15 protein-coding genes are annotated in these 19959 nt (G+C 71.7%); 7 read left to right on the top strand and 8 right to left on the bottom strand.

Annotated elements, in window-relative coordinates; translation table 11 throughout:
* The first annotated feature begins 4 nt into the window (after window positions 1–4).
* Window positions 5–850: a hypothetical protein gene (locus ACN261_RS08105; RefSeq protein ID WP_421484680.1), complete on the top strand. Its 846-nt coding sequence runs from the start codon at window positions 5–7 to the stop codon at window positions 848–850.
* On the top strand, window positions 847–1593 hold the full coding sequence (locus tag ACN261_RS08110; RefSeq protein WP_421484681.1) for a hypothetical protein: 747 nt from the start codon (window positions 847–849) through the stop codon (window positions 1591–1593). The genes ACN261_RS08105 and ACN261_RS08110 overlap by 4 nt, the downstream gene beginning before the upstream one ends.
* A gap of 65 nt (window positions 1594–1658) precedes the next feature.
* Here ACN261_RS08110 and ACN261_RS08115 read toward each other — a convergent pair whose 3' ends face one another.
* The 5 genes from ACN261_RS08115 to ACN261_RS08135 form a co-directional block, all read right to left on the bottom strand.
* Window positions 1659–3914 (bottom strand): transglutaminase-like domain-containing protein, encoded by a 2256-nt coding sequence (locus ACN261_RS08115; protein ID WP_421484682.1) that lies wholly within the window; start codon window positions 3912–3914, stop codon window positions 1659–1661.
* The gene (locus ACN261_RS08120; protein WP_421484683.1) at window positions 3908–5125 is read right to left on the bottom strand and encodes a DUF58 domain-containing protein; all 1218 of its coding nucleotides are present in this window, start codon (window positions 5123–5125) and stop codon (window positions 3908–3910) included. Before ACN261_RS08120 ends, ACN261_RS08115 begins: the two co-directional genes overlap by 7 nt.
* Window positions 5122–6123: an AAA family ATPase gene (locus ACN261_RS08125; RefSeq protein ID WP_421484684.1), complete on the bottom strand. Its 1002-nt coding sequence runs from the start codon at window positions 6121–6123 to the stop codon at window positions 5122–5124. Before ACN261_RS08125 ends, ACN261_RS08120 begins: the two co-directional genes overlap by 4 nt.
* Window positions 6120–8396, bottom strand: coding sequence for a protein kinase domain-containing protein (locus tag ACN261_RS08130; RefSeq protein WP_421486949.1), 2277 nt, complete (start codon window positions 8394–8396; stop codon window positions 6120–6122). Before ACN261_RS08130 ends, ACN261_RS08125 begins: the two co-directional genes overlap by 4 nt.
* A 147-nt stretch (window positions 8397–8543) precedes the next feature.
* Window positions 8544–9200, bottom strand: coding sequence for a hypothetical protein (locus ACN261_RS08135; RefSeq protein WP_421484685.1), 657 nt, complete (start codon window positions 9198–9200; stop codon window positions 8544–8546).
* Between the two features lie 121 nt (window positions 9201–9321).
* Here ACN261_RS08135 and ACN261_RS08140 point away from each other — a divergent pair, with 121 nt between their 5' ends.
* The gene (locus ACN261_RS08140; RefSeq protein WP_425849297.1) at window positions 9322–11763 is read left to right on the top strand and encodes a PASTA domain-containing protein; all 2442 of its coding nucleotides are present in this window, start codon (window positions 9322–9324) and stop codon (window positions 11761–11763) included.
* A gap of 20 nt (window positions 11764–11783) precedes the next feature.
* Here the strand turns inward: ACN261_RS08140 and ACN261_RS08145 are convergent, their stop codons facing one another.
* Window positions 11784–12299, bottom strand: a complete 516-nt coding sequence (locus ACN261_RS08145; RefSeq protein ID WP_425849300.1) for a hypothetical protein — start codon at window positions 12297–12299, stop codon at window positions 11784–11786.
* A 250-nt stretch (window positions 12300–12549) separates the two neighbouring features.
* Here ACN261_RS08145 and ACN261_RS08150 point away from each other — a divergent pair, with 250 nt between their 5' ends.
* Together ACN261_RS08150 and ACN261_RS08155 are read left to right on the top strand one after the other, a co-directional pair.
* Entirely contained in the window at window positions 12550–12678 is a 129-nt protein-coding gene (locus ACN261_RS08150) for a hypothetical protein (RefSeq protein WP_421484688.1), read from the top strand.
* A 289-nt stretch (window positions 12679–12967) separates the two neighbouring features.
* Window positions 12968–14413 (top strand): tyrosine-type recombinase/integrase, encoded by a 1446-nt coding sequence (locus tag ACN261_RS08155; protein WP_425849303.1) that lies wholly within the window; start codon window positions 12968–12970, stop codon window positions 14411–14413.
* 92 nt (window positions 14414–14505) lie between these two features.
* Here the strand turns inward: ACN261_RS08155 and ACN261_RS08160 are convergent, their stop codons facing one another.
* Complete coding sequence (locus ACN261_RS08160) at window positions 14506–15849, bottom strand: tyrosine-type recombinase/integrase (RefSeq protein ID WP_425849305.1); 1344 nt, start codon at window positions 15847–15849, stop codon at window positions 14506–14508.
* Window positions 15850–16548: 699 nt separating this feature from the next.
* Between ACN261_RS08160 and ACN261_RS08165 the strand changes: the two genes are divergently transcribed.
* Window positions 16549–17460, top strand: a complete 912-nt coding sequence (locus ACN261_RS08165; protein WP_425849307.1) for a hypothetical protein — start codon at window positions 16549–16551, stop codon at window positions 17458–17460.
* Between the two features lie 862 nt (window positions 17461–18322).
* Here ACN261_RS08165 and ACN261_RS08170 read toward each other — a convergent pair.
* Window positions 18323–19333, bottom strand: coding sequence for a DUF3800 domain-containing protein (locus ACN261_RS08170; RefSeq protein ID WP_425849309.1), 1011 nt, complete (start codon window positions 19331–19333; stop codon window positions 18323–18325).
* A gap of 172 nt (window positions 19334–19505) precedes the next feature.
* On the opposite strand from ACN261_RS08170, the gene ACN261_RS08175 reads away from it, so the two are divergent.
* Window positions 19506–19727, top strand: coding sequence for a hypothetical protein (locus ACN261_RS08175; RefSeq protein WP_425849311.1), 222 nt, complete (start codon window positions 19506–19508; stop codon window positions 19725–19727).
* The last annotated feature ends 232 nt before the right edge of the window (window positions 19728–19959 follow it).

Consider the following 19959-nt stretch of genomic DNA (forward strand, 5'->3'; position numbering starts at 1 on the left):
CGAGATGTCAGGTTTCAGCGGCGTACGGGTCTTCGTCTTCGGCGAGTTGTTCGACCTCGACCAGCGCCTGCGCGGACAGGCCCGAGCGCTCGGCGAGGTGGCGGGCGACCTGCACCTCGACACCGGTTCACTGCCGCCCGAGGCGCAGGCTGTGGTGGCCGCGCTGAAGGGACTGGCCGGCCTGCTCGACCGGGCCGCCGACACCCTGCTCACCGCCGCCACGGCCTTCGGGCAGACCGGCGCAGACGCGAGCCGGGTCGACCTGCTCGACCCGTTCACCCCGATGCTCGCCTCGCTGAAGGGAAAGGTAGTGCCGCCGGGCGGGTACGGACCGCTCGGCCCGTACCCGTGGCTGGGCGGTCAGGCCGCCTTCTTCGGCAGCACGGCCGCGACCATGCTGCGCAGCCATTACGGCTACCGCCACTGGGTGAAGGACGGGCCGAAGTGGCCGATCAACGGCTCCGGCCCGCGCGCCCACCCGCAGGTCCGCCAGGCGATCGACCGGACGGCGAAGATCGCCAAGGTCGGCGGCCGGGTAACCGGAGTGGCGGGGTCCGGTAGCCGCCGCCTGAAGGAGGGCGCGAGCGTGCCGGAGGCGGCCACCGGTGCCGCCGCGGAGACGGCCACCATCGAGGCGTGCGCGACCGCGGGTGCCCGGATCGGCATCGCCACGCCGATACCGCACCCGCTGGTCAAGGGCGGGGCGATCGTGGCCGGCGGAGTGATCGGCGGCGCCGCCTGCTCCGGCCCTGGCCGGTGGGTGGGCGACCGGGCCAGCGACGCCGCAGGCGAGGTGGCCGACGTGGCCGAGGACGTCGGAGGCTTCTTCAAGAAGATCCTCGGCGGATGACGCGGATGTCGACCACGACCACGCTGCACCTGACCACGCACGAACTCCACGCGCTCGCGGACGCGCTGGACGCCCCGGGGCTGTGGGGCGTCCCTGTCCCGCCGGACGCCCCGGAGCCGACCCCGGGCACCGACCCGCTCGCCGGCCTGGTGACCCGGGGACTACTTGAACCGGACGACGCCGGTTCCCTGTGGCCGTCGGTCGACCTCGGCGCGCTGGTCGAGGCGGTTGCCACCCACCGGGTGTGCGTGCTCGTCGAGCAGACCGCGACGACCGCCGGCCCCGGGCCGCGCACGGTCCATGCGGTGCTGGCCGGCGGCACCGGCCTGGTCCGGCACCGGCTCGGCGAGCCGGTGCACACGTTCGTGCTCGACGCGGGGTCGGCCGACCGCCTCGCGGACACCCTCGTCGCGCTGGTCGAGCCCGCGCCGGGGGACGGCCGTCCCGGGACCCGGCGGTTCCGGGGGCGGTTCGGGGCCCTCGCCGATCTGGTGCCCGAGCCGGCGGGCGGCTGGCGGCGGTGCAGCGTCCTGCTGCGGGCCGACGGCACCGACGGACGGTCCAGGGTGGACGGCCTGCTCGCCGTCCTCGACGCCGGTCCGGACCGGCTGTGGCTGGTCCGCGAGTACGACGGCCCGGAGCTGGACGAGGGTGGCCCGGCGGTGGTCGCCGAGCCGGCCACCGCCGCCGAGGTCACCGCCGCGCTGCACGCCCTCGCGCTGCACGCCGAACCCGGCCCCTGAGTTCCGCGCTTCGCAGTTCGCGCCGCCGCCGGCCACCCGTTGCCCACGGGTGGCCGGCGGGCTGTTCAGCGCGGGGTCGAGCCGAGGCTGCGCGGGTTCAGCAGCGCGCGCAGCCGGGCCAGCGGCGGTAGCTGCCGCAGCACCGCGGCCCGGATCAGGTCCGCCTGGGTCCAGGCCAGGTCGGCGGCGGACGGGTTGATCCCGCCGGGCGCGAAGGCCGCCTCCTCGTGCAGCCCGCCGAGCCGCCGTACGGCGTGGGCCACCGACTCGTCGAACCGGCCCTGGACCGTACCGACCACCTCACCGACGGTCTGCGACCGGGTGACCGCGACACCACCGTCGAGCAGCCGTTCCACCGTCTCCCGCCAGGCACCCAGCGCCCGCCGGCCCGGGTCGACGGCGCCGCGTCGACGGCGCCGACGGATGCTCTTGGCGACGGGTACCGCCGCGCCGACCAGCAGCACCACACCGACCAGGACGGAGACCTCGACCGGCCAGGGCGTGTCACCCCCGCCGGGGCGCGCGTCGGTGGCCCCGGCGGCGGGGGGATCAGCGGTCCGCGCAGCGCCGGCACCGGGGGTGGGCTCGGCGGACGGGCGACGCTCGGGCTGCTCTGGGGTGGGTTCGTCGGCGCCCTCGGTCTCGACCGTGCGGGTCGGGGTGGGATCGAAGTCCAGCCAGCCCACCCCGTCGAAGCGGACCTCCGCCCAGGCGTGGACGTCGCGGCCCTCCGCCCGGTAACGGCCCGCCTCGCCGGTGGGCCGGGGGCGGAACCCGACCACCACCCGTACGTCGTAGCCCAGGATCCGGGCCAGCACGGCGAAGGCGCTGGCGTACTGCTCGGCGGTGCCGACCCTGGTGCGACGCAGCTCGCGGATCTGGTAGAGACCGTGCCCACCGGGGGGCTCGGCGGTCTCCAGCCGGTAGTCCGCGAAGTGCCCCGCCAGCCGAACCAGCGCCGCGTAGCTGCGCTCTCCCCCGGCCACCTGGCGGGCCCAGGTGCGCAGATCCTCCGGGGCGGCGAAGGCCGACGCGGCCGGTCCGGCGGCCGGGACGGAGACCCGCCTGCGCTCCTCGTCGACGACGCCGACGACGCTGTCGATCCGGTACTGCGCCGGCACCGGCTGGCCGGCGGGCACCACCACGTCGCCGCTGGCCTCGTCGACGGCAAGGCCGGCGACCGAGACCCCGGTGGGGCGACCGCTGGACAGCAGCCAGCCGACCACCTCGGGCCGGTTGACGCGGATCAGCTCGGTGCGGTGTTCCGCCGGGCCGGCGGCGGGCCCCGGCGGGAACCGCGTCCCGGCGTGCCGGTACCGGGCCCCGGTGCTCCAGAGGGTGCCGTCGAAACTCTCCAGGGTCACGTACCGCAGCCGCTGCGGCGGCTGGCTCGACGTGACGGTGACCGAGAACGGACGCTTGCCGCTGAGCAGGGCGGGAAACAGGGCCAACGGGCTGGTCGACGTCCGGGGCTCGACCGGCTCGGTGACGAACTGCCGGGCCTCGGCCGGTGCGGTTCGACCCGCCGGGGCGAGCAGTTCCGCACCGACGCCACCGGCGACGACGACCAGCCCGGTCAGGCCGACGGCGGTCAGCACACCAACCAGCCGCTGGTACGGCGCACGGCTCGCCGGGGCGGCCGGCTGCTCCCCGCCGGCACCCCCCGCCGGCGGTGGGCCGGGGTGCGACCCGGCGAGCCCTCCCGCGCCGAGCCGACCGAGGACGAGCAGCCCGGCGGCACCGACCGCGACGGCCGGGGCGAGCCAGCCCGGTGGCGGGCCGGCCGGCGCGGAGACGGACAAGCCGGCGGTCACCGCGAGCAACGGGGCGACCAGGGGCAGCAGGGCGGCTCGCCGGCGTAGCGCCGGTTCCACGGCGCCCAGGGTGGCCGCCCCGACGACCAGCGTGACGACGGCGAACTCCGGACCGGTCGGCTCCAGCGGCAGCGCCGCGCTGAGCAGTTGCCGGGTGGCCCGCACGATCGCCGATCCGGGGGCGACGACCAGCAGCACGAAACCCACCAGCACGCCGAGCGTCACGGCCAACCGGTTCACCGGCGCGAGTCGGGTACCCGCAGCGAGGAGCAGGGTGGAGGCGGTGACCAGTCCTATCGCGCTGAGCAGGACGGGCCCGTACCGCCAGTCGGTGAGCGCGCCGCCGGGGCCGACGCCGAAGGCCGGTGCGAAGGCCGGGACGGCGGTGGCCGCCAACCCGACCCCCACCAGCGCCCGGGCGAGCTGCCACCGGTCCGGCCGGCTGCCGCGTGCCGCCGGGCCGGCGTCGTCGCGTGCGTGGCGTGCTTCATCGGGGCGGTTCAGCATGCCGTTCCTCCACCGACCACCCGGGACCAGGCCCTGATGGCGCCATCGACATGGGTGGCGCGCACGACGGCCAGACCCGCCCGGCGGGTGACCGTGGGCACCGGGGTGGGCCCGTCGCCGCCGGCCGTCCCGGCCCGGTCCGGTCCGGCGTCACCCGGGTCCGCCCGGTCGGCGTCGAGCTGCACCACGACGACCTGACTGAACCGGCGCCGCAGTGGCGCCAGGCGGGCCACCAAGCCCTGCTCCGCGCCGGATACCACGACCAGGGTGCCGCCCGGCCGGGCCCGCTCGGCCAGCCGGACCAGCACGTCGTTGCCGTCGGGGCGGCTGCGTTTGAGGGCGGCGAGCCGGTCGAGGACGTCGTACCCGCCCGCCTCCCGCACCGCCTGGCGATCCTCGCCGACGGCGACCAGGCTGACCTCGTGCCCACCCCGGGTCGAGGCGGCGGCGACCGAGGCGGCGACCTCCACGGCGACCTCGAAACCCGCCGGCGTCAGGACGTTGCCCCGGGTGTCGAGCAGGACGGTGGTGGTGGGCTCGGTGGTGTCCACATGCTCACGGACCAGGAGCGTGCCGCGTCGCGCGGAGGACCGCCAGTGGATGTGCCGGGGGTCGTCGCCAGGCTGGTACTCGCGCAGCGCCGCGAACGCCGTGGAGCCCCGCGCCGACTGGTCGGTGAGCCGACCCTCGAAGTCGAGGACGACCCCGCGCGGGACCGCCGGCACCGGATGCACCCGGGGGCGGATCCACAGCCACGCCTGCCCGGAGATCGGCTGGGCCCGCCGGGCCAGGCCGAGCAGGTCGTACCGTTCGACCACCACCGGGCCGAGCCGGACCAGCCCGCGGCGGGCGGTGGGGACCGGCAGGTGCAGCGCGCGGCGTTGCCGGCCGGCGAGCGGGGCGACCCGGACTCGCAGCGGCGCCGCGTCGAACTGCTCGACGGCGTCGAAGCGGGGGGCCAGGAAGCGGTTCAGGTTGTGCACGTCGAGGCGGATCAGCGCCGGCTCGCCGACGGTCACCCGGTGCGGGGTGATGGTCCGGGTGACGCTGATCCGGGGTCGGATCAGGATCGCCGCCAGCGCGCAGGCGAGCGCGACCGCCCCGGCCACCCCCACCCCAGTCAGGGTGGGGTAGCCGAGCGCCAGGCCGGCGACGGTCAGCGCGACGGCACCCAGGAGCACCGCCCAGCCCGACCCGGTGAGCACCCTCACGACACTCCGGCGGCGGCCGGCACTGGGACCGCGCGCAGCACTTCGGCGAGCACCTGCTGCGGGCGTACGCCGCGCAGCTCGGCGTCGGGGTCGAGCAGCAGCCGGTGGGCCAACACCGGCTCGGCGAGCGCCTTCACGTCGTCCGGGGTCACGTACCCGCGCCCCTCGCAGCCCGCCCACGCCTGGGCGGCCCGCATCAACGCCAGGCTGCCACGCGGGCTGGCACCGAGCCGCAAGTCCTCGCGGGACCGGGTGGCGTGCACCAACTCGGCGATGTACCGGGCAATCGTGGGTGCGACGTGGATCGTGCCGGCGTACTGGATCATCCAGGACACCTGCTCCAGGGTGGACACCCGGGCCAGCTCCGGCAGCGCCCGGGTGGCCCGGCCGGTGAGGATCGCGGTCTCGGCGTCCAGGTCCGGATAGCCGACAGCGATGCGCAGCAGGAACCGGTCGAGCTGCGCCTCCGGCAGGCGGTACGTGCCTTCCAGGTCGATCGGGTTCTGGGTGGCGATCACCAGGAACGGCCGGGGCACCGGGTGGGTGGTGCCGTTCTCGGTCACCTGGTGTTCCTCCATCACCTCCAGCAGGGCCGACTGGGTCTTCGGCGAGGCCCGGTTGATCTCGTCGGCGAGGACGAGGTGGGCGAAGACCGGGCCGGGCCGGAAGGTGAACCGGCCGTCGCTCTGGTCGTAGACCGAGGTGCCGGTGATGTCGCTGGGCAGCAGGTCCGGGGTGAACTGGATGCGGTGCCAGCTCGCCTCCAGTGAGTTGGCGATGCCCTTGGCCAGGGTGGTCTTGCCCACCCCGGGGACGTCCTCGACGAGCAGGTGACCGCCGGCGAAGAGACAGGTCAGTGCGAGCCGGACCACGGCCGACTTGCCCTGCAGGGCGTACTCCATGTTCTGCTGCAACGCCCGGAAGGTGGCCGCGAAGTAGTCAGCCGGGTCGGAGCTGGGGCGGGACGGGTTGGTCGTCGGATCGGTGCGCGGGTTCACTGGTCGGGCCTTCCGTTCGCGGCCTGGCAGGCGGGCGTGGTCTTCAGGGGAAGTGGGGGCTCTGCCGTGTCCAGCAGGGCGGCGATCTCGTAGCAGTGCCGGGTGCGGTGGTCGGCGGTGGCGACCAGGTACGGCGGCGAGGTGTCCGGGGTGAAGTCCTCGATCGGCGTGCCGTCGCGGTAGACGAGGTAGTACTGGAAGCCCGGCAGCGCGGTGCCGTCGGGGAAGGTCAGCCGCACCGTGCCGACACGGGCGCTCGTGGCTGTCACCGGCAGCCGGTAAAGCACCGGCTGCGCCTGCTCGGTGGCCGTCGGAGTCGGCGTCGATGTCGGACTGCCGCGGTCGCCGAGCGCCAGCCCGACGCCACCGGCGACCAGTGCGCAGACGACCGCCGCGATGGTCAGCGGTATCCAGCGGCGACGCCGGGCGGGCGGCGGCGGTGGCGGCGAGTCCGCCAGTGGGCGCACTGTGCTGCGGGTCGCCTCACCGGTCCCGGCGGCGTCCCGTGCTTCAGTGCCGTACCCCGACAACCCGGCCACCCCGCCGCCCGCGCCGGACCGGCCGTCACCGCTCGGGCCGCCGTCCGCAGGTGAGCGGTCGCCTGCGGCCGGGACGGGGGCGACCGCAGGCGGAAGCGTCGCGCCGCCGCCGGGCCGGCCGGCCGCGGCGTCCCCCGCAGCGAGGCAGGTGAGCCGATCCGCCACCGTGGCGGCGGCCGGTCGGGCCGCCGGATCCTTGGCGAGGCAGGCCCGTAGCAGGTCCCAGAGCGGGTCGGGCAGCCCGGCCGGCCGGGCCGGCTCCTGTTCCAGGTGGGCGAGCTGCAACGCCGCGGCACCCGAGCCCCGGATCGGCCGCTGGCCGGCCAGCAGCTCGTAGAGGGTCACCCCGAGGGCGTAGACGTCACTGGCCGGCAGCGCGGGGTGCCCGGTATGGATCTCCGGCGCGAGGTAGCTCGGCGTACCGACGACGACGCTCTCGCTGGTGAGCTGCGGGCCGTCCAGCAGCTTCGCCAGCCCGAGATCGGTGAGGTAGGCGTGCAACCGGTCGCCGTCGTGGCGGAGCACCACGTTCTCCGGCTTCACGTCGCGGTGCACCACCCCGACCGCGTGCACCGCGGCGAGCGCCCCGGCGACCTGGGCCAGCACGGCCAGGGTCTCCGACCGGGTCAGCCCGGCGTACGCCGCCGCTTGCCGGAGGTGCTCGCCGAGCACCAGGTCCATCACGATCGCGACCACGTCGCCCTCGGCGACCAGGTCGTGCACCCGCACCAGGTGCGGGTGCGTCAGCGCGGGCAGCACGGTGCGCTGGCGCAGGAACCGGACCAACGCGTCCTGGTGGCCGACCAACTCGCGGCGCAGGATCTTGATCGCGACCGGCTGCCCGTCGCTGATCCGTCGGCCGCGCCAGACCACACCGGAGGCGCCGCTGCCGATCTCCTCGTCGTAGAGGTAGTTGCTGCCCAGCGGGGTGCCGGTGGGGTCCGGGTGCAGGGTGGCCAGTTCCCGGGGATCGGCCACCGGCGTCCCCACCGGTGGCTGCGCGCCGGCCGTTGACGACTCCCTCGTGTCCACGCCCCCCGGCCGGGTCGGCCGGCCGTTACCGGCCACCAGGTCACCGATCTGCTCGACCGTCGGCCGGCACGCCGGATCCCGGTCGAGCCCTCGCACCAGCACGTCGGTCACCTCCGGCGGCACGTCTGGCCGGTGCAGCCGGGGCGGGGCCGTGGTGAGCGCCCGCAGCACCGCCGGCTGGCCGGTGCCGAACGGCGGCTCCCCGGCCAGCAGCGCGTACGCGGTAGCCGCTAGGGCGTACCGGTCGCTCGCCTCGGTCGGGTCCTCGCCGAGCAGGACCTCGGGTGCGCTGTAGGCGGGATCCGGCTCCACCAGGTGCACCGGTGGTGGCGGTGCCAGCCGGACGACGCCGGCGGGATCGGAGAGTAGCCGGGCGGGGCTGACCACGCCGGCGACCAGCCCGACGCCGTGCAGGGTGGTCAGCGCTCGGGCGGCGGCCCCGACGGCGACACCTGCGGTCGGGGCGGGCAGTGCTCCACTGCTCAACAAGTCGGCCACCGTCGTCGGGTGGTCGGGAAAACGCAGCCACGGGTGACCGTCCGGGTCGACGCCGCCGTCCTGCACCGGGGCGATCCCACCCTCGTTGGGCAGGGACCGGAGCAGTTCGAGGTGACGCAGGTAGCCTCGGGCGGCGGCCCGGGGCAGCGGAGTCGCACCCCGCCAGGAGGCCGCCCGGGGTCCGGTCCCGCCGTCGTTCGCCATCTGCACCGCCGCCTGTCCGTCGAACCCGGTTCGGTCCCGACGGTCCGATGTGGATTTACGGATCAGACCCTAGGTCAGGCCCGGTACGCCCCGGAACCGGAAGCCCTCACCGTTGCGGGATCGTGGCTGTCGTCCCTCTCGACGGCGCTACTGCCGCAGGTCGTCCTTGGTCACCAGCCGACGGGACAGCGCATACTCGGCGAGGTTCTCCAGGGCGTTGTGGCCGGTAAGGCTCGGTGCGCCGGCGGCGGTGAGCCGGGCACGGAGGTACTCGATCCGCCTCAGGACGGTCGACCTCTTCTCACCGAGCCGGGCGGCGGCGGCCTGGTAGCTCCTTGGTTTGGGCACGGCCTCCGGCGGATCCCGCAGGTACTCGACGAACAGGGCCGCCATGGTCCGCCGCTCGGCGGCGGTGACCAGTACCTTCTCCCCGACGACGGTCGGCAGGCCGGGGGAGAGCGTCTGCTCCGGCTGCGGATGACTGATCGGCACGTCCACCCGGATCCGGTGGCTGCGGGTGCCCTCGACGAGCACCCAGATCGGCTCTTCGACCGGCAACCGCTGCCCTGGCCCGAGAACCTTCCGTAGACCGCGCTCGTCGATCACCGACAACGGTCGGCTGGTGGAACGGTTGGTCAACCGCCAACCATCGTGGACGAACTCGAACGCGCCAGCCCGCCGGGACACCGAGATGTCCTCCGGGTCGAGACAGACCGTGCAGTCGGCGGCTCGCCCGAACGTGACGATCTCGGTCGGCCGGCCGATGTGCACGGTGTTGTCGAAGGTGACGGTCAGATCGGTCAAGATGCCGGGTAGTCCTTCCCAATCCTCGGCGCTGCCAATGGCCCCCCGGATGTCCTACGCTCGTCCAGCGGAGGAGCCGGGCACGGTGACTCTACCGTAACAGTGCGCAACGGAGGTAGTCATGCTCAGGCGGCACCGTGAGCGGCTCACCCAGGTCGGACTCGTGGTCGGCGTGCTGGCGACGGTGCTGGTGACCACGTTCGGGATCGGCTACCGGTCCTCGGAGGCGGTGCTCGGCGACGCCAGCACCTACGTCCAGAAGGGCCAGACCGTCGTGCGGGTCAACGCCGAGAGCGGCGAGGCCGACGCCCGGTCCGCCCGCGCCCTGGCCACCGGCCGGCAGCGGCTGGAGGTGGTCCAGGTCGGCCCGGAGCGGGTCTACATGGTCAACAACGAGACCGGTGAGACCTGGCGGATGCTGACCGACGACATGCGGCCGACCCGGGTCGACCAGGCGCCCCATGGCGGCCAGCCGCCGTCGGCCGGCGCGACGCCGTCGGCCGGCACCTCCGGCCGGCCCGCCACGGGCACCGGCGACCAGCCGTCCAGCCCGCCGTCACCCGCCCCGGGCACGCGGACGGCGGCGGACGGCCGGGAGGGCACCCGCCAGCTCGTCACCGGTGGCGAGCAGGCCTATCTGCTGAACCCGGTCGACGGCACGCTGGCCCTGCTCGACGGCAACAGCTCCCGACCGGTGAGGCTTCCCGCCAGGGTCGACGACGCCGTCGTCGACAGCCATGGGACGGCCTGGGCGCTCTCCCAGATCGCCGGCAGGCTCTATCGGATCGACGGCGACGGGGTGCGGGACGAGTCGGTCGTATCGGCGCCGGAGGGTGCCGTCCGGCTCACGCTCGCCGGTGACCGGCCGGTCGTCTACCAGGCTGTCCGGGGCACCGGCGGCTCGGCCCGGATCATCGGTGACGGCTCGCGGGGCGATCGCACGGTAGACTTGGACAAGCGCGTCGACGCCGGTGCGGTCCGGGTCGCCGAGCCGGGTGCGCCGCTCCCGGTGCTGGTGACCCTGCACCAACCCGAAGACACCATTTCGGTGATCGACTTCAGGACCGGCACGCAGTACGAGGCCAGGCTCTCCGGGCGGCGGGGCATCCGGGACTACGGCCGGCCCGTGGTGACCGGGGACCGGATCTACGTACCGGACCACCGGCAGCGCCAGGTGATCGTCCTGGAGTTGGGCACGCTGCGGCAGCGGCGTGCTGTGCAGGTCCCCGGCACCGGTCGGTTCGAGGTGACGTACCGCGACGGGCGGGTCTGGGTCAACGACCCGTACGCCCGGCGGATGCTGGTCTTCGACCGGGACGAGCTGCACGAGGTGGACAAGGGTCGGGGCGACGGCGTGGCCGACGACCCGGCGCCGACCGCGCCGCGCACCACTCCCCCGCGGACCACCGCGCCGACTGTCCGTCCGACCACGTCGGCCGCGCTGCCCAGCCCAATCACGAGCCCTCGACCGACCCGGTCGGCCAGTCCCCGTCCCCGGCCGGCGCGGACGCCACAGTTGGTCGAGGTGCCGCAGGTGGCCGGCAAGGATCAGGCCACGGCCTGCGCCGATCTGACCGCGGCGGACCTGCGGTGCGTGCCGACCACCCGCAACGACCCCGGATGTGAAACCGGTCGGGCGCTGGCCTCGGTGCCGGAGCCCGGTTCCCGGGTGCACCCCAGGACCCAGGTGACCGTCTTCGTCTGCGGCCCGACGGTGGTGCCGCCCGTCCTCGGCAGCTTCGTCGACCAGGCGTGTCAGGCGATCCAGAACGCCGGGCTGACCTGTGCACCGGTCGAGGGCGGGATCGCCGCGACGCCGGCGGAGATGGGCAAGGTGATCGGGCAGAGTCCCGAGGCGTCCAGCCAGGTCGCCAACCGGACGCAGGTCACGGTGACCTATCTCGGCAAGGACCGGGTCACCGTGCCGGACGTGAACGGGCTGGCGTCGGCCGCGGCGTGCGAGCGGTTGACGTCGCTCGGCTTCGGCTGTGCGCCCAACCCGGAGGAGGTGACCTGGGACGTGGACGTGGTGAAGAGCCAGGACCCGGCCGCCGGTACGGCCGCGGCCGTCCCCGGCACCCAGGTGAAGATCAACTATCAGGACACCGCCGCCGTGCACCTGCAGCGGTTCAAGGTCAGCGGCCAGGACGCCCGGATGCTGTCGCTCGACCCGAACCCGCAGGCCGGTTTCGAGCAGCAGCCGGCGATCGGTGGAGCCTACCCGCCGAACGCCCAGGTGGCCGGCCTCGTTGACGTCTACGGCTTCGTCTGCCGGAACAACTGCGGCGGCGGCACCCGGGACATCAGCTACTACTACTCCCAGGACCCGAACCCGCCCACCTCGCGGTACGAGAGCATGGGCCGGGTCTTCCGGTGCTTCGGCAGCCCAGTACCGGGCACCGCCCTGTTGAACGGCATGTACAGCAACGCGCGACGGGCCTGGGGCTTCGCCCCGGTAGGCAGTTTCGAGCACGACTCGCACACGCAGAACGGTTACACCGACCAGACCACGAACATCTGCTACATCTGGTTCAAGGTGCCGCCCTTCCGTCCGAACGGGTAACTCGGGGCCCTCGACATCGTCTACCGAGCACTCCTCGCCGGTGCCACAGACGCATCAACGTGGCAGCTTGACAGAGAGCAAGCGGACGCGATTCGGCACCGCCCCCGGGTTGGTGCCGTCGGCACGGGTTTGCCGCCCTGCCCGGCCTCGGCGACGAAGTCGGCGAGCGTCACAAAGCGGAGCGGATCCGGATGCTGCCGGGCGCACTCGCGCGGCCGGGGGTCCCGCGTGCCGCGCGACTCGAGCGCGATGGTGGCCAGCAGCCGGGCCCGGGCCGGACCGGGGCCGTCCGGAGTGAGGACCGCCAGGGCGCGTTCCGCAGCGGCGACGATGCCGGCGGCCTGCTCGGGGTTGTCGGCGCGGGGCCAGAGCGCCGGTACGTCGTAGGCACCGATCACCCGCGCGGTCAGCTCCAGGTCGCCGAACTGCTCGGCGGCGGTGACCGCCACGGCCCGCTGCTCTTGAGCCACCTCCAGCCCACCAGCACCGGTGACCGCAAGGTTGCGCAGCAGGCCGACAGCGGACTCCAGCCGCACCCGGGCTCCGCCGACCAGCACCCGGTAGTAGGCGAAGCGGCCCGCATCAACACCTCGCCCGCCGGGTCTGACCGGCCGGGGCCGTCCAGACGCGGATCGTGCCGCAGGATATCGATCTCCAGCAAAGCCCGTCGACGGCGCTCACCGCGACGCCACGGCTTTCTCAGACGAGACTGTGCTACCCGGCAGCCGGGATCGACCGTGGCAACGATGCTCGCCAGAGCCGCGCCTGAGAGCACCCTCCAACGACGTGCGGATCTTCGCGTGCGACAGCAACAACGCGGCGCTGGCTCGCACCGCCTCCCTGGCCATCTTCCTGAACACGTGGATGGAGGTCTCGGCGGTGGTGACCGGGCTGGCGTCGCCCATACTGAGCTGAATCATTTTCAGGTCCACCCCCGCAGCCAATGCCAGACCCGCGCAGCCACGTGCCTGGTGGCAGATCGCGTCCATGGGCTCGCTGAACGGTCCTCGTGCGCAGCTTGCCGGTGCGTCCCCTGGCCGGTCTTGGGACCCAAGGTCGAATCCCGACTCACGAACTGAATTGAAGGCTCTTTCGCGCGTCGACCGGCTCGTAGTCGATGGAAATCGTGAACCAGTACGGAAACCGATTTGCACCCAATCTCCCTGGGTGAGGGTGTGACCACCACCGAGAAAGGGAGAAAGCGATGAAGAGCCACGGTGCTGTCGTGAAGCGGTGCGGCTGCCTGGACCCGGCCACCAGGCGGACGTTGGGCAAGAGCTGCCCGAGGCTGCCGGAGCTCGATCATGGAAGTTGGTACTTCCACTGCTCCACCAGGAATCTGCTCGGACAGGCCGAGTGGGTACGCCGGGGCGGGTACGCGTCGGAGGCCGCCGCGCGGAAGGCCCGCGACGAACTCCTCATCCTGTCTCGCGAGCAGCAGACCGGACGGTCGTGGACGGTCACCCGGTGGTTGCGGTACTGGCTGTCGACCAGGACCCGGATCCGGCCCACGACCAGGATGCACTACACACGCGACGTCGAGCGTTTCCTCGTCCCCCACGTCGGGCACCTGATCCTCGGTGAGCTGACCTCCCGGCAGCTCAACGCGGCGTTCACGCAGATCGCCGCCACCCGCAATCGGTCTGGCCAGCCGCAGACGCCGTGCACGCTGCAGCACGTCCACACCACGTTGCGGGCCGCGCTCAACGCCGCCATCCGGGAGGGCCTCATCGTGGACAACCCCGCCCGGCGGGTGGAGCTACCCGTCCAGGAGCGTCCTCTGGCGCGGTTGTGGACCGAGAACAGGGTCGCTGAATGGGAAGCCACCGGTGAGCGGCCGTCGGTCGCGGTCTGGACACCGGTCCAGCTCGCCGCGTTCCTCGACTACGTCCGCGACGACAACCTGTTCGCCCTGTGGTGGCTGATCGCCCTACGCGGCCTGCGCCGCGGCGAAGCCGCCGGCCTGCGCTGGACCGAGATCGACCTCCACGCCCGCCAACTATCGATCGTGCGGCAACGCACCACCGCCGGCTACGACGTCTACGAAGGCCCACCCAAGTCCGCGACCAGCCGCCGCACCATCGCCCTCGACCGGCACACCGCACGGATACTGCGCCGGCACGCCGAACGGCAACGCCACCACCGCACCCGCCGAACCGGCGGCGGGAAGGTCTGCCACGACAGCGGCTACGTGTTCACCAGCCCCGACGGGCTACCCGTGCACCCCGGCTACCTCACCCAACGTCTGCGCCTCCTGGTCGACCGGGCCGGGCTACCCCCGATCCGGCTGCACGACCTTCGCCACGGCGCCGCCACCCTCGCCCATACCGCCGGAGCCGACCTCAAGACCATCCAACACCAGCTCGGCCACGCCACGATCCGGATCACCGCCGACACCTACACCACCAGCCTGCCCGCCACCCAACACAAAGCCGCCGAAGCCACCGCCCGCCTCGTCCTCAAAGCCGGCAACCCGGGCGCCGAGATGCGTCCGCCCGCCAGGCGTCGCGATCACGGGAAGCGACGCCCGCCAACAACCGCGACGACGGAGCCGATCTCCGAGCGAAGCCAGCAGATGCCACCAAGAGCCGAAGACAACGCCACCATGCAGCCGGAGCCCGACGGCCCCCGAACACACGGAACTCGCTGACCACCCCTCGCTCACCGGACGGCCTGCCCTGGGACAGGAACGCTTCCCCTGCTCCCGGGCAGGCCGCTATCCGAAGCGCCCCGCCTCGAAGATCAGGCTTGGTAGGCCCCCGCCAGAGACGCCCTGACCCGCACATGCTGTAGGAGGAGCTCGGCCGACGCCCGTACCGCCTTCTTGGCCATCTGCTGGAACACGCAGATGTAGGTCTCGATTGTCGTCAGCGGGGTGTGGTGGCCCATGTCCTCCTGGATCTGCTTCAGGTCCACCCCGGCGGCCGAGGCGATCCCCGCGGCGCCGTGCCGCAGGTCGTGCAGCCGCACCGGCGGCAGATCCACATCCTTGACCAGCTTCGCGAAACGGCGGGTCAGCCAGTCCGGACGCACCGGCCGCCCATCCTCGTGCAGGAACACCCGCTGCTTCGGGTCCACCCGACCGAACCGTCGGCGTTGCCGATGCCACAGATCCGTCAGCAACCGCACACTGAACTCGTCCAACGCCAAGGTCCGCACCCCGGCCGCCGACTTCGGCGGACCCAACCGCTCCACCCCACGCACCACGACCACCTGCTCCCGGATGGTCAACTCACCATCGGCCAGGTTGATGTCCTCCCACCGCAACCCGGCGATCTCACCCCGGCGCGGCCCCCGCAACGCCACCAGCCACCACAACGCGAACAACGGATCGCCCTGCACCGACTCCAGGAACCGACCGACCTGATGCAGCCCCCACACCGCCACCCGAGGCCGCACCCCCGTGTCGTTCCACGCCTTCTCCCGCTCCGCGTCCCACACCACCGCCCGCGGGCGCGCCCCGTTCGGCAGCCGCAGCCCCCGACCGGGATTCCGGTCGATCACCCCCTGCCGCCGCGCCGCCGACAGCGCGCTGCGCAGCACCGCACGAATACCGTTCAGCGTGCCCGAAGAAATCAGCCGTCCACCCCGGACGTGGCGGTGCGAGATCCGGTCCATCGCCCGCTGCGCATCCCGGGTACGCAACCTCCGCATCCGGACGTGACCCAGCTGCGGGATGAGGTAGTCGTTCACCAGGCCGCAGTAGTTGACAATGGTCGAGAGACGCAGCCGCCCCTCGTTCTCCGACAACCAGAACTCCAGCCAACGCCTCAGCGTCCACATCCCGGCCGCCTCGTGCCCCGGCACCTGCCGCAACGCCCAACAGGCCCGCTCGGCCTCCGCCCTGCTGGCGAAACCACCGCGACGCACCCGGACACGCCGATCGTCAACACCCGTCAACTGCACCGCGAAGTACCAACGGCCGTGGTCGAACTCAGCGAGACGCTCGCACCGCACACCCAACTGGCGACCGGTCTGCTCGCACCGACAGCCGCACCGCCGATAAACCAGGCCCGCCTCGTTGGCCCTAGCCACCCATCCCCCAAGACACCCGGACAGGCTAGACAGCAGGCACACCATGATCATCAACCGAGTGGACATGGTGCCCAGACAAAGAGGCGGATCCGCATCATCCCTCCGCGAATCCGCTGCGCATCAACCCCGTAAGCCCAGGTCAACACAGCCCCACCAGGCCCGACATGTGGGTCACAGACGTGACCCACATGCGACCCACACCGACCCGAAAGCAGCGGCAATCATGAATATTGCCTGGTAGAACGTGTGCGCCCGAAGGGACTCGAACCCCTAACCTTCTGATCCGTAGATCCTTCCAGTTAAGTCCAGCCCCGTCCACCCCGATCCGAATGCGTTATTGCAGGTGCGAGATTAGTGCGGCGTTCATCAGCATGTATTTCACTCAGAAGTAGAGTCGAGAATCCGGCTCAGTCCAGTCCGTCCGGGCCAGTTCCCCGACGTCCGAGCACCCACGGAGCACCCCCGATCACCCCGACCAGGGCGGGGTGCGACGGCCACCCCTTCGCCATGCTGGGAAGTCGGATCCAGCGAGGGGCGCAGCGGCGTTCTGTTGAAGATCGAGCTTGCCTGGTAGGTCTAACTCTGATAGTCAGGTATCTGGCCACGCGGTCAGGGTCGCACCCTGGCAGGCAGCCGCGAATCTTCTTGGGCACCGGCGTTGTGGACGTACCGCGACGTGCAGCCCCGTCATGCTCTCTCCCTCGCGGAGCCCGCCCGTTGAGTGGGCCCACCCATGAGAAGGACTCCCAGATGAGGACGATCTATCACGGCTTCCTGCCGCAGCACACCGCCAGTACCCACCGGGTGTTCGCCATCGTTGACCACGGCGGCGGGGAAACGGTGGAGGCCCTGGCCACGTTCCCCACTCCGGAGCGGGCCGACACCGTCGCGGATCTGTTGAACCTGTTGACTGTCGGGCACCCGCCCGAGCTGACCCGGGACCGGTTGCTGGCCGCGCTCAACGCCGAGCCAGGCCCGGTCCGCGCTGCGGTCACCTCGATCGTCGATGCCCTCGATACCAACCCTCATGCCCTGGCTGTGCACCTGCGACGCCGAGCGACCGCAGGATTCGCCAGCTTCTCGGTCACCGGCTGCCCGACGGGTGGATGCGACACCTGCACGACCTGCGCCGATGGATGCCTCGACTGCGCGGCCTGCGACAGCGGCGAGTGCGACACCTGCATGCCCCCGGTGATCACTCCGCGGACCGCGCTGCTGCTGCACATCGCTGCGGAGATCCTCAGCGACGAGGTCACGGCGGCGTTGGAGGACCCGGACGGCTGGGAGGCGTTCCCGCCGTTCTTCCGGCATCTGTCCCCCGTCGTGGTGGAGCGGTTCCGCATCGCGTTCCTCGACCTGGCCGCCGACCTCGCCCACGGCGTTGAACCCCACCCCCGTACCAACGCCGAGGAGATGGCCCTGCACCTCATGACCGACCGCGCCACCGTCGAACTCGAACTCGGCGCCTTCGACAAGGACCTGGAGCAGCTACCCGAATCCACCGCCGACTACGACTGGGAGGGCATCCTGGACACGCTCTTCCAGGACAGCGACTACGCCATGCTGATGACCAATCCCGGCAAGCTACATGCCAAGACGATCGCCAGCCTGTTCGAACCGTTCGACAACACGCCCGAGCGCCCGTACGCCGCATCCTTCTGAGGAGCCGGGGGAAGCTCCGCCTCGCACGGCGCACCGTCTCGTCGGAATGGTTCGCACTGCCGGGGTTGGACGCCGTGCCGCAGCCTAAGCCAGTTCGCTCCCCGCCGACGTGACCCGCTCCCACCGGTCACCTCACCTTGCCGCCAAGATCATCCGGAGCAGGGCTCCTTTGGGACCGAATGCCAGGCGTGGAGAACAAGATGAGCGGCGTCACATGGAGGACCTCAGTGTCGCAGCGGCGGCCTGCCCGACCCAACGAGATCACTGCGGGCGATGTCGGTAGGCGCTGGGCGGGCAACCGAACGCGCTGCCGACCTAGCGGTCACTCCATCACGGTCCCACGGCCTTTGTCGACATTGCCCGGTAAACCCGCACCGCCATTCTCCCAGGTGACGGCCGGGCCGCTAACACCCGCGAACGCGATCCGGTGCACCGAGATCTGGGGCTCTGTCTCACATTCGGCTCTGTCTCAGGACGACCTAGTCGCCGGGCGGTACCACCAGACGGACGACGCCGGCTGGGCGAGATACCAGGACACCGACGCTCCGATGGGCCTTACCCTCTCCGAGGTCGTCTACCTGGGCGACTCGCCGGTCGGCCTGCAGGTCGTTGTCGGTCTGGCTGGCCGCTCATTGATCGACGAGCCGGGGGTGGAAGCGGGCTTACGGCGGCGCAGCCCTCGACAGATCTGGTTCTGAGATCGGTGAGGGGCAAGTCCCCGGGCCTCGGATCTTCGCCTTGAACGGGAAGGGATCCGCTACCTCGCCGGATCGGGACCTGCGGAGATCCAGCGCCAACTCGATAAAGGTGCAGGCCGGCAGCGGGTGAGTCCTCGATGCGGGGATGGGTGCGACGACCGGGATCAGATGCATCGCGGCGTCGTGATCAGATCCTTGTTCGGCCATACGCTGTCGACCGTCCATCGCTCTGCGAGAGGGGCGAGCTGCGCAACGAACGAATCTTCGTCGGTGCCCGTCGCCCGCGCTTGTCCGACCTGGCGGACGGCACCTGCCACCCAGTCGGCGATGATCAACTGCGGTGTCGTGCGGCTGTCGGCGAAGGTGATGTCGATGACCGGCAGCGCCTGTGCCGGGAGGCCGGGCGTGACCGCTGGGACCTGGTCGAGCGACAGCAGCAACGGGAGGTTCCGGTTGATCGTCTTCGACGAGTCGTGCACCAGGTGGAACTCGCCGATGGCCGCCCCGACGTGACGACACAGCTCGATCAGGCATGGAACCGCAGGATCGAGGATGTCGCGAATCTTGCGAGCATCGATGAGATTGAAGAGATCTTGTGCGTGCCAACGCGCAGCGAGCAGGAGACTGGAAGGCGTATCGCAGCCCTCCTGGACTGTCCGATGGTATGCCTCGATCACATCGAACAGATCGTCAGGGGTGGCCGGCTGGTTGGGCCGGATCGCGTTGACGAAAGTCGCCAGCATCGTCTCGTAGGCACGCTCGTCACCGAGCACAGGGCCGGTCAGGTGCACGAGGTTCGCCATCCCGACAGCAGAACCGTCCGCATGCATGTCATAGCCGTCCGCTCGGAGCAGCTCGACCACAAGATAGTCGATCATCTTCGCGATGATCATGAAACGCTTGTGCGCAACGAATGCGGTCGCCTCGCCTTCTCTGAGCCTCGGGAGGACCGACATGAGCGCCGCTTGGCCCCGCCTGCTCTTCGCCAGCGCGCTGTACTTCGGCTCACCCTGTCGCGGGGGGAGCGCGTCTAGCACGGACTGCACCATCGCCTGTGCATCGACGACGCTCAGATGCACGGCGGCCACGGCGAACACCGGCTGATAGGGATCGAGGAGATTCTCCCCGGAGTTGCTGGACTCGTCGGCATAGACCGTGGGAACTTCGTCGGACACCACACCACTGTGCCGACCACAGGCAAATCCCGCGCGGCACTTCTCGCGTCGCTGTCGCGGGCACCCGACGATGCGAGCCCCCGTCTCCACCTGCTACGGCTGGCTCGCCCCGTCCCGGCCGCAGTTGCGCTCCTACGTCGGCGCAGGTTCGTCGGGTTGTAGGCCCGTCGTGGTGGCTTTGCTGGTTACGATCGCGGCTGCATCGGGTTTCGAGGGGTGTGGCGAGTTTGATCGCGGCGGCGGCCAGGGTGGGGAGGCCGCCGATGATGGTGTTGTGGGACCAGAGCGCCCGCAGTACCGGGCGTGCCCTTCAACAATCCCACACTCGATGTGGGTGGCGAACAATCCGGCCTATTTGTTGCGAGCCTTCATCGAGGCGACCGGCGGCGGCTGAGGAGCGCCTATGCCGCACGTACTGCTCACGTCTTGGTATCCGCCGCTACCGGGCGGCGCCGAGGCGTACGCCCCCGCCCGGCGCGATACAGAGCTGACCACGGCTGGGCGCCATCGAGGTCACCGACGGACCCATCGCCGACCCGAACCAACAGGCGCAGACCCTCGCCGCCGTGACCCAAGCGGTAGCCACCACCGGCAACCACGAACACACCCGCGCAATGGCCACCTGC

This window comes from Micromonospora sp. WMMD723 (assembly GCF_049863385.1).
GTDB lineage: Bacteria > Actinomycetota > Actinomycetes > Mycobacteriales > Micromonosporaceae > Micromonospora > Micromonospora wenchangensis.

What these genes read in the sequence shown, in the direction of transcription:
- ACN261_RS08105 (WP_421484680.1), top strand. Translation starts at nt 5, where the DNA reads ATGTCAGGTTTCAGCGGCGTACGGGTCTTCGTCTTCGGCGAGTTGTTC.
- ACN261_RS08110 (WP_421484681.1), top strand. Translation starts at nt 847, where the DNA reads ATGACGCGGATGTCGACCACGACCACGCTGCACCTGACCACGCACGAA.
- ACN261_RS08115 (WP_421484682.1), bottom strand. Translation starts at nt 3,914, where the DNA reads ATGCTGAACCGCCCCGATGAAGCACGCCACGCACGCGACGACGCCGGC.
- ACN261_RS08130 (WP_421486949.1), bottom strand. Translation starts at nt 8,396, where the DNA reads ATGGCGAACGACGGCGGGACCGGACCCCGGGCGGCCTCCTGGCGGGGT.
- ACN261_RS08140 (WP_425849297.1), top strand. Translation starts at nt 9,322, where the DNA reads ATGCTCAGGCGGCACCGTGAGCGGCTCACCCAGGTCGGACTCGTGGTC.
- ACN261_RS08155 (WP_425849303.1), top strand. Translation starts at nt 12,968, where the DNA reads ATGAAGAGCCACGGTGCTGTCGTGAAGCGGTGCGGCTGCCTGGACCCG.
- ACN261_RS08160 (WP_425849305.1), bottom strand. Translation starts at nt 15,849, where the DNA reads ATGATCATGGTGTGCCTGCTGTCTAGCCTGTCCGGGTGTCTTGGGGGA.
- ACN261_RS08165 (WP_425849307.1), top strand. Translation starts at nt 16,549, where the DNA reads ATGAGGACGATCTATCACGGCTTCCTGCCGCAGCACACCGCCAGTACC.